Source organism: Anoxybacillus sp. P3H1B, from assembly GCF_001560855.1.
Classification (GTDB): Bacteria; Bacillota; Bacilli; order Bacillales; family Anoxybacillaceae; genus Anoxybacteroides; species Anoxybacteroides rupiense.
The window spans coordinates 55,951-72,449 of sequence record NZ_LPUG01000010.1 but is presented as its reverse complement, the minus strand read 5'-3'; the positions used below and the strand labels follow the sequence as shown (position 1 = coordinate 72,449).

General features: G+C 42.4%; 20 protein-coding genes and 1 riboswitch. Of the genes, 10 read left to right on the top strand and 10 right to left on the bottom strand.

The genetic code is table 11. From position 1 onward, the window contains the following. Window positions 1–13: 13 nt before the first annotated feature. The 3 genes from pdaA to AT864_RS03890 all read right to left on the bottom strand — a co-directional run bounded on the left by pdaA (window position 14) and on the right by AT864_RS03890 (window position 2,956). Complete coding sequence (gene pdaA, locus AT864_RS03900) at window positions 14–784, bottom strand: delta-lactam-biosynthetic de-N-acetylase (protein WP_369815486.1); 771 nt, start codon at window positions 782–784, stop codon at window positions 14–16. A gap of 312 nt (window positions 785–1,096) precedes the next feature. Next, window positions 1,097–2,644, bottom strand: a complete 1,548-nt coding sequence (locus tag AT864_RS03895) for a fumarate hydratase (protein ID WP_066146708.1) — start codon at window positions 2,642–2,644, stop codon at window positions 1,097–1,099. Between the two features lie 129 nt (window positions 2,645–2,773). Next, entirely contained in the window at window positions 2,774–2,956 is a 183-nt protein-coding gene (locus tag AT864_RS03890) for an SE1561 family protein (protein WP_066146705.1), read from the bottom strand. Window positions 2,957–3,058: 102 nt separating this feature from the next. Here AT864_RS03890 and yfkAB point away from each other — a divergent pair, with 102 nt between their 5' ends. Together yfkAB and AT864_RS18630 are read left to right on the top strand one after the other, a co-directional pair. Continuing rightward, the gene (yfkAB, locus tag AT864_RS03885; RefSeq protein ID WP_066146702.1) at window positions 3,059–4,183 is read left to right on the top strand and encodes a radical SAM/CxCxxxxC motif protein YfkAB; all 1,125 of its coding nucleotides are present in this window, start codon (window positions 3,059–3,061) and stop codon (window positions 4,181–4,183) included. Between the two features lie 68 nt (window positions 4,184–4,251). Further along, on the top strand, window positions 4,252–4,482 hold the full coding sequence (locus AT864_RS18630) for a hypothetical protein (RefSeq protein ID WP_369815485.1): 231 nt from the start codon (window positions 4,252–4,254) through the stop codon (window positions 4,480–4,482). Window positions 4,483–4,498: 16 nt separating this feature from the next. Here the strand turns inward: AT864_RS18630 and AT864_RS03875 are convergent, their stop codons facing one another. The 4 genes from AT864_RS03875 to AT864_RS03860 form a co-directional block, all read right to left on the bottom strand. Continuing rightward, window positions 4,499–5,008 (bottom strand): DoxX family protein, encoded by a 510-nt coding sequence (locus AT864_RS03875; RefSeq protein WP_066146697.1) that lies wholly within the window; start codon window positions 5,006–5,008, stop codon window positions 4,499–4,501. A 720-nt stretch (window positions 5,009–5,728) separates the two neighbouring features. Further along, window positions 5,729–6,517 carry a YfkD famly protein gene (locus AT864_RS03870; RefSeq protein ID WP_066146694.1) on the bottom strand — a complete coding sequence of 263 codons (789 nt, stop codon included), beginning with the start codon at window positions 6,515–6,517 and terminating at the stop codon, window positions 5,729–5,731. 228 nt (window positions 6,518–6,745) lie between these two features. Next, a complete protein-coding gene (gene cax / locus AT864_RS03865) occupies window positions 6,746–7,798 on the bottom strand; it encodes a calcium/proton exchanger (RefSeq protein ID WP_066146691.1) in 1,053 nt (350 codons plus the stop codon). A gap of 21 nt (window positions 7,799–7,819) precedes the next feature. Continuing rightward, on the bottom strand, window positions 7,820–8,203 hold the full coding sequence (locus tag AT864_RS03860; RefSeq protein ID WP_066146687.1) for an OsmC family protein: 384 nt from the start codon (window positions 8,201–8,203) through the stop codon (window positions 7,820–7,822). Between the two features lie 89 nt (window positions 8,204–8,292). Between AT864_RS03860 and AT864_RS03855 the strand changes: the two genes are divergently transcribed. Beyond that, window positions 8,293–9,447 carry an MFS transporter gene (locus AT864_RS03855; RefSeq protein ID WP_066146684.1) on the top strand — a complete coding sequence of 385 codons (1,155 nt, stop codon included), beginning with the start codon at window positions 8,293–8,295 and terminating at the stop codon, window positions 9,445–9,447. A gap of 157 nt (window positions 9,448–9,604) precedes the next feature. Continuing rightward, entirely contained in the window at window positions 9,605–9,751 is a 147-nt protein-coding gene (locus AT864_RS03850; protein WP_044743851.1) for a BH0509 family protein, read from the top strand. Between the two features lie 219 nt (window positions 9,752–9,970). Here the strand turns inward: AT864_RS03850 and AT864_RS03845 are convergent, their stop codons facing one another. The 3 genes from AT864_RS03845 to AT864_RS03835 are packed head-to-tail and all read right to left on the bottom strand — an operon-like array spanning window position 9,971 to window position 11,606. After that, window positions 9,971–10,804 (bottom strand): YihY/virulence factor BrkB family protein, encoded by an 834-nt coding sequence (locus AT864_RS03845; protein WP_044743852.1) that lies wholly within the window; start codon window positions 10,802–10,804, stop codon window positions 9,971–9,973. A gap of 15 nt (window positions 10,805–10,819) precedes the next feature. Continuing rightward, window positions 10,820–11,113: a YtxH domain-containing protein gene (locus AT864_RS03840; RefSeq protein ID WP_044743853.1), complete on the bottom strand. Its 294-nt coding sequence runs from the start codon at window positions 11,111–11,113 to the stop codon at window positions 10,820–10,822. 22 nt (window positions 11,114–11,135) lie between these two features. After that, window positions 11,136–11,606, bottom strand: coding sequence for a low molecular weight protein-tyrosine-phosphatase (locus AT864_RS03835; RefSeq protein ID WP_066146681.1), 471 nt, complete (start codon window positions 11,604–11,606; stop codon window positions 11,136–11,138). Window positions 11,607–11,725: 119 nt separating this feature from the next. On the opposite strand from AT864_RS03835, the gene AT864_RS03830 reads away from it, so the two are divergent. The 6 genes from AT864_RS03830 (at window position 11,726) to cysC (ending at window position 16,499) form a co-directional block, all read left to right on the top strand. Further along, window positions 11,726–11,950 (top strand): DUF1128 domain-containing protein, encoded by a 225-nt coding sequence (locus AT864_RS03830; RefSeq protein ID WP_044743855.1) that lies wholly within the window; start codon window positions 11,726–11,728, stop codon window positions 11,948–11,950. A gap of 444 nt (window positions 11,951–12,394) precedes the next feature. Next, a riboswitch (SAM riboswitch) is annotated at window positions 12,395–12,508 on the top strand. Between the two features lie 72 nt (window positions 12,509–12,580). After that, entirely contained in the window at window positions 12,581–12,724 is a 144-nt protein-coding gene (locus tag AT864_RS17435; protein WP_082063674.1) for a YezD family protein, read from the top strand. Window positions 12,725–12,827: 103 nt separating this feature from the next. Next, window positions 12,828–13,532, top strand: a complete 705-nt coding sequence (locus AT864_RS03825) for a phosphoadenylyl-sulfate reductase (RefSeq protein ID WP_066146678.1) — start codon at window positions 12,828–12,830, stop codon at window positions 13,530–13,532. Window positions 13,533–13,544: 12 nt separating this feature from the next. Beyond that, a complete protein-coding gene (locus tag AT864_RS03820; protein ID WP_066146675.1) occupies window positions 13,545–14,618 on the top strand; it encodes an inorganic phosphate transporter in 1,074 nt (357 codons plus the stop codon). Window positions 14,619–14,727: 109 nt separating this feature from the next. Next, window positions 14,728–15,876 (top strand): sulfate adenylyltransferase, encoded by a 1,149-nt coding sequence (gene sat / locus AT864_RS03815; RefSeq protein WP_066146672.1) that lies wholly within the window; start codon window positions 14,728–14,730, stop codon window positions 15,874–15,876. A gap of 17 nt (window positions 15,877–15,893) precedes the next feature. Then, window positions 15,894–16,499 (top strand): adenylyl-sulfate kinase, encoded by a 606-nt coding sequence (cysC, locus tag AT864_RS03810; protein ID WP_066146670.1) that lies wholly within the window; start codon window positions 15,894–15,896, stop codon window positions 16,497–16,499.

Here is a 16,499-nt window from a genome sequence, read left to right as displayed (position 1 = left end):
TTTGAACAAAAGCTCAAAGGGTAAAGAGCAACGGATGAAAACGCATTTTTTCTGCCATTAAGTCATCGAGACTTTTAAAAGTATACCCTTGCTTGCGCAAATCATCAATTACTTTGGCAAGCGCATCCGCATTATCTTTAGAAACGGTATGAAGCAAAATAATCGCTCCTGGATGAATTTGCTTCATAATCTGATCATAAGAATATTTCCAGCCTTTTTGCTGGTCGGTATTCCAGTCGACAAAGGCAAGCGACCAAAAGACATGGTAATAGCCGAGCTCACGAGCGACGGCCATCGTTCGCTCACTGAAAATGCCCCGTGGAGGACGAAGGTACATCATGCCTTTTTGTCCCGTCAATTCCGCTGTTCTTTGCCGTACGGATTCCAATTCTTTGCGCAGGCGCTCATCGCTTACTTGCGTTAAATCAGGATGATGCCAAGAGTGATTACCGACGATATGCCCTTCTTTCACCATGCGTTTGACCAAATCAGGCGCCGTTTCTAAATAATGTCCTGTCACAAAAAAGGTGGCTGGTACCCTCTTTTGCTTAAGTACATCTAAAATTTGTGCCGTATAGCCATTTTCATATCCGTTATCAAAGGTTAAATAAATCTCCTTTGTTTGCGTATTTCCTATATAAAACCCATCGTATTTGACAAGCAGTTCGCTCCATTCTTTTCCGGCAGACGGCGGCTTATGATCTTTGCTTTTGGCAAATCCCCAATGAATGGGGGTGTTGGCAGTTGCGTAAGCCGTCTGTGACATGAGCGGAATGGCCACCATCCATAAAGATAAAAATAAAACAAGTCGCTTCATTGTTTCTCTCCCCTAAAAATAAATTCGCTATAATTAGGGTTTTCTTTATACGAGCTGCTTAGTCAATCCATTTTCTTCAAAAAAACCGCTAGCGTTGATCGCTAGCGGTTCAGACTGTTATCAAACACTTTCATGATGCTTCCTTGATTCGTTTTCTCGCTCGGCTGTGTTTCTTATCGGCCAAGCCTTGTCAAGTTAGGACGATCAGGAATGGATGATGCGTAAAGTGGTTGCAGACAAGCTCAACATGGATTTTGTCTACACCCTTGTTTTTTCCGCTTATTTAAATACCGGCTCTTTAAATTGCGCCAATGTTTCTAATGATGATTTTTCTACATCCTCGTGAAGGCTGTTGCCATGAGAGTCCATTGTCACGACAGCGGTAAAATTTTCCACTTTCAAATGCCACATCGCTTCCGGTATACCAAATTCTAACAGATTGACACCCTCGACCGATTTGATACAGTCCGCATAATATTGTGCTGCTCCACCGATCGCATTTAAGTAAACGCCGCCATGTTCTTTTAATGCGGACAATGTTTTCGCTCCCATGCCGCCCTTTCCAATCACCGCGCGAATGCCGAATTTTTTCATAATGTCACCTTGATAAGGTTCCTCGCGAATGCTTGTTGTCGGTCCTGCCGCCTTCACATGCCATTTGCCTTCTTTATCTTTCAGCATAACCGGACCGCAATGATAAATAATTTGTCCATTTAAATCAACCGGAGCATCATGATCCATTAAATATTTATGGATCGCATCACGTCCTGTATAGATCATGCCATTAATGCGAACCACATCGCCGACTTTCAACTGGCGAATCTGCTCTTCTGTAATCGGCGCTTCGAGCACAATTTCACGTGATTCTCCCACTCCTGTCGAAGCTTTTTCTTCCACCTTCTCTAATTCTTCGGCAAAATCCACATCTTCTCCGTCTTGATAGAGCCATTCTTGAATTTCCCCTGTTTCTGGATGAATCTTCACTCCAAGACGACGGAATGCCCAGCAATTATAGGCAACAGAAACGAAGAAGCTAGCCGGAATACGATGCATCACACCGATTTTACAGCCAAGAAGCGTCGTTTCACCGCCAAATCCCATTGTGCCGATGCCAAGCTTATTAGCATTTTCCATAATATATTCTTCTAACTGGCGAAGTTCTTCGTTCGGATTGACATCATCCACAGAACGAAAGAGCTGTTCCTTTGCCAGATCATATCCGGAAGAACGGTCGCCGCCGATTCCGACACCGATGAATCCGGCACTGCATCCTTGGCCTTGCGCTTGATATACGGAATGCAAAATACATTTGCGGATTCCATCTAAATCGCGTCCGGCTCGTCCAAGTCCTTCCAATTCGCAAGGCAAGCTATATTGAATATTTTTATTTTCACAGCCGCCGCCTTTTAAAATGAGACGAACATCAATATAGTCCTTTTCCCATTGCTCGAATTTTATGACTGGGACACCTACTCCTAAGTTGTCGCCGCTGTTTTCTCCTGTTAGCGAATCGACGGAGTTTGGCCGAAGCTTTCCATCTTTTGTCGCTTGCACGACCGCCTGGCGAATCGCCTCTTTCATTTGAATTTGATTCACTCCGACAGGAACCTTAATTTTAAATGTTGGCAGCCCTGTATCCTGACAGATAGGCGATACATTTTCATCGGCCATTTTTATATTCCCAGCAATGGTCGATAGAGCCATTGCGGCACGAGTTCCGGCATTTTCTCTTGCTTTGGCGCGAGCGATGGCCCGCCGAACATCTTTTGGAAGCTTCGTTGATGTCTCAACAATAAGCTGGTACATACTTTCTTGAAATTTTTCCATCCTAAACGCCCCTTCCCCTTTGTTCATCATATGTATCCATCGTTCGACTTCTTTTTTATTATACTCCTTTTTAGTGATGGATGAAAACGGATGGCATTGGAAAAAAGAAAAAAGCCGTATGACGGCTTTTTACCAGCTTTTTTTGAATTGTTCATATTTCATTTCGAGCGAATCAATGACGGCAATGAGCCGATCAATATCCTCTAAATCCGCAGCCTCTGGATCTAGCGAATCAAGCATGTGCAGCAGCATGTTGAAACGCTCCTCTAGATATTTCAATTGTTTTTCTTTCTCATAAACGGCATTACCCACTACGTTTCTCTCCTTTCTCCCTTTCATCGTACATGATTGTTCAAGAAATGACAATCAACTATAATGAAGATGAATGGACTTTAAATAGTAAAGGAGAATGATATGGCTCGTTTAACACTGGAACCGATTAGCCCATCCTTTGACCCATGGGAGGCCTATCTGGATGTTCAGCAATACGGTTCATTGCAGTTAACCAATGTCGAATTTACGACCACCACATTATGTAATATGCGCTGTGAACATTGCGCTGTTGGTTATACATTACAAACGAAAGATCCTAAAGCATTGCCTCTTGATCTGCTTATCCGGCGTCTGGAAGAAATTCCATATTTGCGTTCGTTAAGTATTACAGGCGGAGAACCGATGCTTTCGCTCAAGTCGGTTAACGAGTATGTCGTTCCATTATTGAAATATGCCCGCGAACGCGGAGTGCGGACACAAATCAACTCCAACTTAACGCTGGATTTGGAGCGCTATGAAAAAATTATTCCATATTTAGATGTGCTTCATATTTCTCATAACTGGGGCACAATGGAGGATTTTGTTGAAGGCGGGTTTGCCATGATGGAACGAAAGCCAAACATCCGCCAGCGCGAAGCCTACTTTGAACGAATGATTGAAAACGCCAAAGCTCTTTCACAAATGGGAGTTATCGTCTCTGCCGAAACGATGCTCAATAAACGGACATTGCCGCATTTAAAAAACATTCATAATCAAATTGTTCATGAAATGCAATGTAAGCGGCATGAGGTGCATCCGATGTACCCGAGCGACTTTGCCAGTGCGCTAGAAGCGCTGTCGCTTGATGAGCTGCGGAAAGCCATTCATTATTTGCTGGATATTCGCGATGAAAACGTCTGGATGCTCTTCGGAACGCTGCCATTTTATCCTTGCAGCAGTAACGAAGACGATCTCGCCTTACTGAAACGGCTATATGCCAGCAAAAATGTGACTGTGCGCAACGATCCAGATGGTCGGTCCCGCTTAAATGTCAACATTTTTACTGGAGAAATTATTGTAACGGACTTCGGCGACGAACCATCACTCGGCAATATCCAGCATCACTCTCTGCTTGAGGCCTATGAAAGATGGATGAATTCTTCGCTTGCCCAACAACTGAATTGCCACTGTCCATCGGTGCAATGCCTCGGCCCAAATGTTCTTGTTAAGAATAGCTATTATTGCGATGTTGATTTTACCAATAGAGCTGCGCGCATCATCAAATAAACATCGTATTCATCCTAGATATTGTAAAATGGCAGACAAAGCCGAAAAGGACTTTGTCTGCCACTAAAATGAAATCAAAGACAAAAGTAGCCCTCAATGACGAACAGAAGGCAGACCTTTATGCGAAGAGTAAAGTGAAGATAGAAGATGCGTTCGGAAACATTAAGGGCAATCTGTCGTTTACTCGATTTCTGTTCGGTAGACTGGAAAAGGTGCAAACAGGATTCAGGATAGTGGCAATACCCCCTTCTGAAATTAGCAGACATCTGACACGCTCTTTTGGGACGAGTCCAATCTAAGGAGGAGAGCATTTCCTTAATGTGCAGTTGCGCGTTTTTGTTGAGCTGTTCGTGTTCTACGTTGACCAATGTATTGCTTCAAAGCTGGTATCGCAAATCGATCTACTCCAAAATAGTAAGCCCCTGCTCCTACAAATAGTAATATAACTGCCGCTGTTAATAAAACGGGATTTGTGCTCACAGTACCCGCTAATAAGAAGTTTAAGTTCATAAACGCTCCTGCGAGCAATGCTGGAATCGTTGCCGCTCCAATGATTAACCCTACCCCAACAAGCACTTCACCATATGGGATTAGAATATTAAATAGCTTGACATTTGGAATCGCAACATTTTCAAGAAAAGCAGCATACCATCCTTGAACAGCTGGATTTTCTCCTGTCGCTTTTGCCAGAGCACCTTGTAAAAAGCCACTCGCATCAAATTCCCCTGTCACCTTATGAAGTCCTGCTTCCAACCACTGAATTCCCAACCATACTCTCATCACGGTCCAAATAACAGCTGCTTGAGGAGTCTGATACCATCTCATTTTTTATTCCTCCCAAATTTTATTTGTGAAATATTTCACATAATGTACCAAAAAAATAAGTGTATAAAGTTCTGTTCTTTCGTATTAGTTTGTGAAACATTTCACTAATCCATTACATCTTTAGTGTAATTTATTTTTACTTTATTTGCAATATCGTTCACGTGATTGTCATAATAAAACCATTTACATGAGAAGCGGCAAATCCTTTGAAGCTATACACAGAGTAGAGAAGTTATTCACAAAAAGCATATTTATATCTTTGTGAATTATGTGTATAACTAGGAAAAATCTCAGCAAATCAATATGGTTTTTGTGGATAAATATGTGAACACAATCATTACGAGCTCTTTTCTCTATTTAACACATCCAGCGGGAAGCTTTCCACCTCTAAACGAAGTGAAGGGGAAGAGGTTTATATTTAGGGAAACCATTGAAAAAGAGTACCCGTTTATCAAAATGGAAATTTCCTGAAATTAAGAGATGAGCAAATCACACGACACTTATTACTATGTTCCAAAAACAAACAGATGTACGAATCCATCCATACAAGAGACATAAACCTCTTTTTAGCTAGTTGGATCCCTCATCTATTCCAACCAAGGAATCGGTTCATGTTTGCAGGCATCCGCCACGTGAACTTCAGAAAAAAGAAAAAGAGTAAATGGAAAAATAACCTGTTTTCCCATCCACTCTTTTGTAAAGGTTTTTGAACAAGCCCCCTTATCTTGGTTGATCGCTGATCACATAAGAAAAAGAGAGGCGGTCCTGGACTGGAATCCAGGCACCGATTCCTTGTGTCGTCACATTTTTTACCATGATTTTTTTCTTGTTTCCTTTGAGGACAATATATACTTCTCCATATGTGACCTTTCCTTTTTCATTCACCGCTGGAGCATATGCATATAAGTAGCCCATTTTCTTCGCTGGCACTTGATACGACTGGTCTTTTTTCGTTCCGATGCCGATCACCGTACTAAATGACAATGGCAAGCTGGTTTTTTTCATTGCCGTTAGCAACATCATCTTTTTGACCGCTTCCTCGCTTGGAACTTGCGCTGTTAATCCGCCGCGAATTTGCTTTTGCATTTCTTGTCTATAATGCAGCTTTTGCGCTGCTTTGCCGCCGCGGTTATCCAAAAAGTTTGTATTCACCTTTTGATATTCCCAGTTTGTTGAGGTCTCTAGCGATTGATAGTTAAGCGGCCATTGACCCAAATAAATCGTTGCTCGATATCCAATAGAGAACGGAGTGCTTGATATTGATGATTCATTTAATAAACGAATCAGTTCTGGATTTTCAATTTTAACATTGGCAGATTGAAGCAATTGTTTAGCGAGAGAGCTCGGCTGTAAATAAGGCAAATCCTGCGTCGAATTCGGATACGTATTTTCCTTTGATATATCGACAGCGGAATTGCCCAGCACTTGTTTCAATGCAGCGGCGTGGGCTAAAATAGGCGAATATATCATTAGAACGCTCATTACACAACTAATGATCCACTTTTTCATTGCACCAACTCCTTTCCATTGCTGCTTTCTTCGTTATTTTTTTCAAAAAAAGAACGTTTATCCATCCTAAAAAAATTTATTATTATTCATTGTAATGTTAAAAATATTCAAATAATATGATATACTATCTCATAGATGTGCTGTTTTTCCTCCTATTGATGCAATACCGCCATCGCTTGGTCGATTAGGACAAGCGAAAAAAGACTCTGCAAACGCAGAGTCTTTTTTTTACAACAAGTAAAAGCCGATTCCCATAATAATATAAGCAGCCAAAAGCGTAGCTCCTTCAAACCAGTTGGTGTCTCCGTCATTTGAAAGAACGATAATCAGCAATACAGATGTAGCCATCGCCGCCAATTCAGGAAGCGAAAAAACAAGCGGCATGCTTGTCGGGAAGCACAGAGAAATAAGAACAAGCACGGGAGCGACAAACATGGCGATTTGCAGTGTAGACCCAATAGCAATTTCAACTGCCACATTCATTTTGTTTTTATACGCCATAATGATGGCAGAAGCATGCTCTGCCGCATTTCCGACAATCGCAACGATGATGATTCCGATAAACAGCTCGCTCCAGCCAAACGATTCAGCCACTGTTTCAAATGTATGAACAAGCCTTTCCGATATGTAAGCAACCGCTACAGTAGCGAGAGCTAAAATCGTAATCGCTTTTCCTTTGCCCCATTCCGGCTCTTCATGATGCTCTGCTTCGTCCGATTTGTGCTGATAGACGCCGCGATGCGTCACCAGCTTAAAGTACAGAGCGGCCAAATAAAGAATAATCATAATGACGGAAATACCAATGCTTAGCGATAAGGTTTTCGTTTGCGACATATTCGTCGAAAATACTTCCGGGATCACAAACGCCACTAAAATAGCAAATGTTAGCAACCCTGCGTTATGACGGGCATCATACACATTAAACTCTTGACGCTTATACTTGAGTCCCCCCACAAAAAACGATAACCCCGCAACCAATAACAGATTGCCTAATACCGAGCCTGTTAAGGAAGCTAGTACTACTTCTACCAGTCCCGCTTTCAATGCAAAAACCGAGATAATCAACTCCACCGCATTGCCAAACGTTGCATTTAGCAGTCCACCAATACGCGGACCTGTCACAATGGCCAAGCTCTCCGTCGCCCGGCCCATATAACTCGCTAACGCAATGATCGTAAGGCAATAAATCAAAAACATCATCACTGAAGGCCAATGGAGAAGTCCTCCAATCACTGATAGCGGTACCCCGACAAACACCATTAGCGCAAATATTTTATTCATCTTTTGCACCCAACCTTTCCACTATGGAATAAGCTCAAATGTTTCCGTAATACGGATGCAGCCTTCCACCGATTGAACCATTGGACAGTTTTTTCTGGCGATTTCCAAAGATTTCGCCACTTGCCTCTCATCTAAATCGCTGCCTTTAATCATAAAATGGAGATGGATGGCTTCCACACGGTTCGCTTCCTTTTCATTGCGTGCCACATCAGCCCGAATTTTTATGTCCTCTATATGCAATCGTTTCTTTTCTAAAATTTTTCTCAATACTCCGCCGCTGCAAACAGCAATGGAAGAAACAAGCAGCTGATAAGGACGGAAACCGTAAGCTTCATCTCCAGCTACATGTAAATCTCCATATTCAAGATTCGTGTAAAACCCTACTTCCTTCATCACAAATTCCATAGATTGCTCACCTCTTTTTTCTTGTTTTCCATCCAAAAGCTATGTACCATGATAATCGACGTACTTTTTAGCAAACGAGGGGTTTCATTATGCGACTTTGGATTCTAGTCAGCATTGTTTCTATTTCCGGATTATCGCAAGGCATGCTGCTTCCTTTGTTATCTATTATTATGGAAAAGCACGGATTTTCTTCTTCCGTTAACGGCATGCACGCTACTGCCATGTATATAGGTGTGTTGCTGATTTCTCCGTTTCTCGAAAAGCCATTGCGAAAATATGGATATCGGCCCATGATTATGCTTGGTGGTTTTATTGTACTATTGTCTCTCCTTTTATTTCCACTATGGCATTCATTTTTATTTTGGTTTGTATTACGCTTGTTCATTGGGATCGGCGATCATATGCTTCACTTTGCGACTCAAACATGGATTACTGATTTTTCGCCGACACAACGCCGCGGGCGCAATTTATCGTTATATGGCTTATTTTTCGGAATTGGTTTTGCCGTTGGCCCGATGCTTGCATCGCTTGTTGAGATTCACGAGGCGCTGCCGTTTCTTTTATCTTCCTTATTGAGCTTTGCAGGATGGCTTACTGTTTTTTCGCTCAAAAATGCGCATCCTGAAGTCAACGATGCTTCGGAAAAATCCAGTGGACTGCGCCGTTTCACACAAACATGGAAATATGCTTGGACGGCATTATCGCTTCCGTTTGCCTATGGTTTCCTAGAGGCTGCCATTCATGGCATTTTCCCTGTTTATGCGCTACGAGAGCACATTTCGGTCGAACATATCTCCTTTATTTTGCCAGCTTTTTCAATTGGAAGCATCCTATTTCAATTACCGCTCGGCATTTTTAGCGATCGCTTGGGCCGCAAAACAGTCCTTATCACAGCTGTGCTTCTTGGGAGTTTGAGCTTTATCAGCGCTCAGTTTTTTACGAATTCACCTCTTGGTCTTTTTGCCTGCTTTTTTGTGGCTGGGATGTTCGTTGGTTCGCTCTTTTCGCTTGGCATTACCTATATGGCCGATTTGCTCCCAAAAACACTGCTTCCAGCCGGAAATTTATTATCTGGCATCCTTTACAGCGTGGGAAGCATGGTGGGGCCTTTTTCACTTGGAGTCATCATCCAATACAAACAAGGAGGCAGCTTTTTTGTCACTGTCAGCACCCTTTTGTTCCTCATTTTTCTTATCCTTGCATACAATAAACCAAAGGAGATCAGGGAGATCGCAGATCATTGATCTCCTTTTTTTATCACCAACCTGTTCTGTCTCCTTGACTGAAGAAGATTCATCATGAGAAGACATAAAAATATATTGACCTTCTCTCCATTCTGTTATATAATACAAACAACAAAAATAAATCCTGTTTTAAAACAGTATGAAAGGGAGAGGAAGAATGAGCAGAGCCGAACGGAAAAATATGATTGAGTTTATTGAAAAAGTTAAAGGATTCACAAAAGAACAGCTTTTATACATGACAGATGCGGAAATTGAACACATTTATAATCAAACCTATTATCACTACGAGGAACTCGCTGAATAAAGGGCTGCCTTGACGACAGCCCTTTTCTTTTTTTATTTAATGGTATCCGTTTTGTCCGTTTGCACTGCTGCTTGTTTTATGCTTTGGCCGGTTTTTTCCTTTTTGTTTCGTGCCGCCATCTTTTTTAGTATGCTTTGTCATGATGATTCCTCCTTAACTAACCGGATACAATGGTTATCATCCCCGCTCCAATCGCAGTTTATAAAAGGGAATTGCGCTCTACCGTTCCCGTTTCCTTCCTTCTCGTTGGCATTCCAAAACCGCATTCAATTCTCCACCCAACACAATGATCATTCCGGATAAATAAAACCAAATCATTAAAATAATAATGCCCCCAAGGCTCCCATACATAGATGTATAACTAGAAAAACTCTCTACGTAATAAGAAAAAGCGAGAGATGTAACAATCCAGCCAATGGTAGCAAACATGGCACCTGCCATCACTTGCTTATAATGTAATTGCTTATTCGGAGCAAAATAATACAGCGAAGTAAACACACCGAACAAAATAAGGAAGCTGACAATCCAGCGAAACGCGCTCCAAATCATTAAAAAGATACCCGAAATGCCGAGCATGGAGGATAAAAAAAGCCCGATCGTTTTCCCAAAAACGGGCAATACTAGAGCCACTACAATCACAAGCATCATTCCAAATGTCAGCAAAATGGACACGCCTCTAGCCGCGATAAAGGAACGGCTTTCTTGCACATCATAAGCACGATTAAACGCACGAACAATAGCGTCAATACCATTCGAAGCAGACCAGACAGCTCCTATAATTCCGAATGACAACAGCTTGCCATTTTGGTGATTCATAACATAATGAATATTTGCTTCGATAAGGTCCATCGCTTCCTTCGGGGCATATTGGCGAACAACCGATAAAACGTCCTCATGCTCGATTGGCAAATACGCCATCAATGTAAATAAAAAAATCAGAAAAGGAAAAAGAGAAAGAAGGAAAAAATAAGCTAACTCAGCTGAAAGACGAGAGACTTCATCTTCCCGAAACCGCTTGACCATTTCACGTATAAACGTGAGGTTCATCATCATGACCATATGCTCCCTTCACTTTTTCAGGCGAAGATCTTTATGCTTGATTGCATCGTATGATTCTTTTACCCACTCGATCATCTCTGGTGTTTTTTCAGCTACTTCTTTTATTTTTTCCGCTGTATAGACTACGTCTTCCGCAAGCTGTCCTATACTCTCGCGGCATTCATGGATTCGCTCTGGCAGCTGGCGAATCAGCTTGCCCCGTTGCCCCCATACCTCTTTCAGCGAATGCCTCGTTTCTCGATCAAGCAGCGAAACAGCTGCACCAATAACCGCTCCGATCATGATGTTTCTTGCGATTTTCATCTTCTCCTCCCCCTTTGGTTGATTATATTCCTTGTTCTTTTTTAATCGCTTCAAGCAAATGCCGGCAGCCCTTTTGGATTAGCTCGTACACTTCGGTAAAATTACCTGTATAATAAGGATCCGGTACATCAGCTATATCGCTGTCTGGAACAAAATCAAGTAAACGGCCAACAAAGCCAGCTTTATTATATCCAGCCAAGCGCTTTAAATCCTCCATGTTTTCGACATCCATCGCAATAATATAGTCAAACATCCGCAAATCCTCTTCGCCAATTTGTCTTGCCCGAATTCCTGAAAAATCAATTCCCTTCTTTGTTAAAATGCTTTGCGTTCCTTCATGAGGCGGATTGCCGATATGCCAATTCCCCGTTCCCGCCGAATCGATCATAATTTGATCTTCAAGCCCTTCTTTTTTGACCAAGTCGCGAAAAATGGCTTCAGCCATTGGTGATCGGCAAATATTCCCAAGACAAACAAATAACACTTTAATCATCACAACACATCTCCCTTCGCTATCCATTATAAACAAAATAACAGTATACATGTATATTCTTTCATTCCTTCCATATGGTACAATGACTCTATCCATCAAATTCAGAAAGGATGAGACTTTTGGATTTATCGCAAAAATCTCTTGAAAATATGGAATACATGATTGAAAAAATAAAGGAAAAGCTGAAGGTTCTCAACTTTGATGTGATGAAGTCATCCCATTTTGACGAAACGCTATATGAGGAGTTAAGAGATCTTTATGAAATGGTCATGAGAAAAAGCTCCTTCAGCCCTAATGAAATGCAAGCCATTGTCGAAGAGCTTGGAAATTTACGCAAACGATAACGAAACAAGATAGAGGCTTTTCCATGCTGGAAGCGGTGTCCGCGCCTGCTCCGTTTTTTCTATAAAAAGGCGCCTCGTCAGCTTTTTAGGTGACAGACAATGTCCAAATGGTCGTTGTCTGTCATTCTTTTAGGCATATTCTCCCGCAGATCCCGCTTAGCAAACAAAGATCGCAGCTAATCGCGGGAAGTAAAATGGAACCATTTTGAAAAATGGCCTCCCCCTCTTCTCCCTTCCTATCTTTTCCCATTTTCATAACGATCTATATGATGTTATCCCTTTTCATTCTATATTCCCCATCACATGAATGAACCTCCCCGACCAGCACTTCATTAAGAGATAGGAGACTTCTCGACAAATAATGTTAAAATGAAAAAATAAATTCCTATCGAAAAACTCGGGTTGACATTTATTCGAATTATGTTAAAATTTTAGTCAATTACATACTTATCAAGAGTGGGGGAGGGAACTGGCCCAATGAACCCCGGCAACCTACTTCAAATTCATGAAGCAAGGTGCTACGTCCATCCAAATGGGAACCATTTTGGGAGATAAGGTGAAATAGGCAGCCTCCTTTGTCTTTCCGAAATGGAAAGCTTTTTTATTTATTGACACTAAGGAGGAATCGCAATGGGAAATGAACAGCAAATCGCTGCCATTTTTACTAGAATACAAGAAATGCTGCAGTCAATGAAATTTGGCACGATCACGCTTGTGATCCAAGACGGCAAAGTGATTCAACTTGAAAAAAACGAAAAGATAAGAATTAAATAATAAGGCGCGCTGACTAGACAAACTAGAGGCGGTTTTCCCTTCTATCGTACAGAGCAAGGTGAAAACTGTCTTTTTTTACCACCAAATGAAGGAGGAAACAACCTTGCTGACTTATGACACATGGAATGGAGAAATGCCATTCTTCTCAATTGACAATGAAACAAAAGGAGCCTTAGATGTTATTCGATGGGTTTATGAGCATTATGGAGATGAGGTTGTTTATGCCTGTAGCTTCGGTATTGAGGGCATCGTCTTAATCGATCTAATCTCTAAAGTTAAACCGGACGCAACCGTTGTTTTTCTCGATACGGGTCTCCATTTTCGCGAAACATACGAAACGATTGAAAAAGTTCAAAAAAAATATCCTTCGCTTCGCATTGTAATGAAAAAGCCGCGCCTATCGCTAGAAGAGCAGGCAGAACAAATGGGAGAGCAACTATGGGTGCAGGAGCCAAATCGCTGCTGTGAAATTCGCAAAATTATCCCGCTGCGCGAAGTCTTGACAGGTGTGCCAGCCTGGATTTCTGGATTGCGCCGTGAGCAGTCTTCCACACGGAGACATGTGGAATTTCTGAATAAAGACCCAAAATTTCAATCTATTAAAATATGTCCGCTGATTCACTGGACTTGGAAAGACGTATGGAACTATGTCTATAAACATCAGCTGCCATACAACGAGCTTCATGATAAAGGCTACCCAAGCATTGGCTGTGAGCCGTGCACATCTCCTGCGCTTGATGCAAATGATTTGCGTTCAGGCAGATGGGCTGGACGCGGAAAAGTCGAATGCGGCCTCCATGAATCATAAGGAGGGGCATACATGCTTTTAGCCGTTGCTTTTGCCGTCTCCTTCTTTTTCGCCATGAATATCGGAGCTAGCGGAGCAGCCGCAGCGATGGGAGTAGCCTATGGCTCAGGAGCCATTCAGCGGAAATCCATCGCCCTCCTTCTTTGTGGTCTCGGTGTTTTTCTAGGGAGTCTTGGCGGAGGAGAAGTCGTGAAAACAATTGGTTCTGGCATCATCCCTTCGTCCATTTTAACGATTAAAATTGTCACGATTATTCTAGCAGCTTCGACTATTTCCTTATTTGCGGCCAACATGATAGGAATTCCACTATCAACAAGCGAAATTACGGTTGGTGCTGTCGTCGGTGCCGGCATGGCTTATCAAACGTTATATCTTTCTAAACTTCTATTTATTGTTTCCATTTGGATCATCATTCCAGTCATCGCCTTTACTTTTACCTTTATCGTTGGAAAATGGTTTTTGCGGCTTAAAGAAAAACATCCCTACATTGAACAGGGCATGTGGAAAAAAAGCCTGATGTCCTTGTTAATTGTGACTGGCTTTTTTGAAGCTTTTTCAGCTGGAATGAACAACGTGGCCAACGCTGTCGGCCCTCTCGTCGGCGCCAATTTGATCTCAGTGAATTCCGGCACTTTTTTTGGCGGCTTATTTGTAGCATTAGGAGCCGTTTTACTGGGCGGGCGCGTGCTTGAAACGAACGGGAAAAAAATTATTCATTTTTCTCCGTTTGAAGGATGCGCGATCTCAGGAACAGGAGCCATCCTTGTTATTCTTTCTTCCCTTTTCGGTCTGCCAGTTCCATTAACGCAGATTACCACATCCGCTATTATCGGAATCGGAACAGCCAAAACAGGAACGTACATTTGGCAAAAACGAATTGTTATTCAGCTGTTAAAGGTTTGGGTTGTTTCACCTATTTTTTCTCTTGTTATCGCTTATAGTCTTGTGAAATTACTGCTGGACAGCGATATTTACACGTTTATTGCTATTTTTAGCGTCTTTCTGTCCACCTTAGGAATCATCAGTCTCAAAAAAACAGCGACAGAAGAAAAGCGCTCTTTGCACGAACATGGCGAAGGAATTTAACATTAAATCACAGTTATCCTATCGCTTTTATAAACACAAGCGATATCAATCATTAACAACGCTTGCTAACCATAGCGGCCCTACTTACTATATTTTAGGAGGAATGAAAATGAGCTTAAGCATCCCACATGGCGGTACATTAATCAATCGTTGGAACCCGGAATATCCATTCCACTCTGTGACGAAAAAAATTGAGCTGTCCAATGCAGAATTAAGCGATCTTGAACTTATCGGTACCGGCGCATACAGCCCGCTAACAGGATTTTTAGGAAAGGAAGACTACGAATCTGTTGTGAAAACGATGCGCCTTGCTAATGGCATCGTTTGGAGCATTCCGATTACGCTTGCTGTGAGTGAACAAAAAGCAGCTGAGCTTTCCGTCGGCGAAACGGTAAAGCTTGTCCACAACGGCCACGTATACGGCGTGATGGAAGTTCAAGAGCTATACGTGCCCGATAAACAAAAGGAAGCCCTTCTTGTCTATCAAACAGAGGACTGGGATCATCCCGGAGTCAAAAAATTATTCGAAAGACCAAATGTCTACGTCGGGGGACCGATCACCCTTGTTAATCGAACAAACAAAGGACGATTTGCTTCCTTTTATTTCGATCCAGCCGAGACACGCCAACGCTTTGCTGAATTGGGTTGGAACACCGTTGTTGGCTTTCAGACGCGAAATCCTGTGCATCGCGCTCACGAATATATTCAAAAATGCGCACTTGAAATCGTCGATGGACTATTTTTAAATCCGCTTGTCGGCGAAACAAAGGACGACGATATTCCAGCTGATATTCGCATGGAAAGCTATCAAGTACTTTTGGAAAACTACTATCCGAAGGATCGAGTGTTCCTTGGCGTCTTTCAAGCAGCCATGCGCTATGCAGGGCCACGGGAAGCCATTTTCCATGCGATGGTGCGCAAAAACTTCGGCTGCACGCACTTTATTGTCGGACGCGATCACGCTGGCGTTGGAAATTATTATGGCACATATGATGCCCAAAAGATTTTCTTAAACTTTTCTCCAGAAGATCTCGGCATTACCCCATTATTTTTTGAACATAGCTTTTATTGTACAAAATGCGAGGGAATGGCCTCAACGAAAACATGTCCGCATAGCAGCGAACATCACGTGGTATTATCGGGAACAAAAGTACGAGAAATGTTGAGAAGCGGCCAAGTACCGCCCAGCACATTCAGCCGTCCAGAAGTGGTGCAAGTGCTTATTAAGGGTTTGGCAGTCCCTCATTCCGCTCGCTAACAAAGGAGGAAATCGCATTGAACACTAACGTTGTTTGGCATCAGGCGGCCGTGACAAAGGAGGAACGCCGCCAGCGCAACGGCCATCATAGCTGTATTTTATGGTTCACTGGGCTGTCTGGCTCCGGAAAATCGACAGTGGCTAACTCCGTTTCTAAAAAGCTATTTGATCTCGGCATTCAAAATTATGTGCTTGATGGAGATAACGTTCGCCATGGATTAAACAAGGACTTGGGATTCTCTGCTGAAGACCGTACTGAAAACATCCGCCGCATTGGCGAAGTGGCCAAATTGTTTGTCGACAGCGGGCAATTTGTGTTAACAGCGTTTATCTCCCCTTTCGCTCAAGACCGTACGCTAGTGCGTGAGCTGGTGGAAAGCGATGAATTTATCGAAATCTACGTAAAATGCCCGCTTGAGGAATGCGAAAAACGCGATCCAAAAGGGCTATATCAAAAAGCTAGAAACGGAGAAATTCGCAACTTTACCGGCATTGATTCGCCATACGAAGCTCCGGAAGCACCAGAACTCATCATTGACACCCACCTTCATTCCATTCATCAATGTGCCGATCAAGTGATTGCTTATTTACGCGATCGACACTTTATTAAGGAGGATTTATAA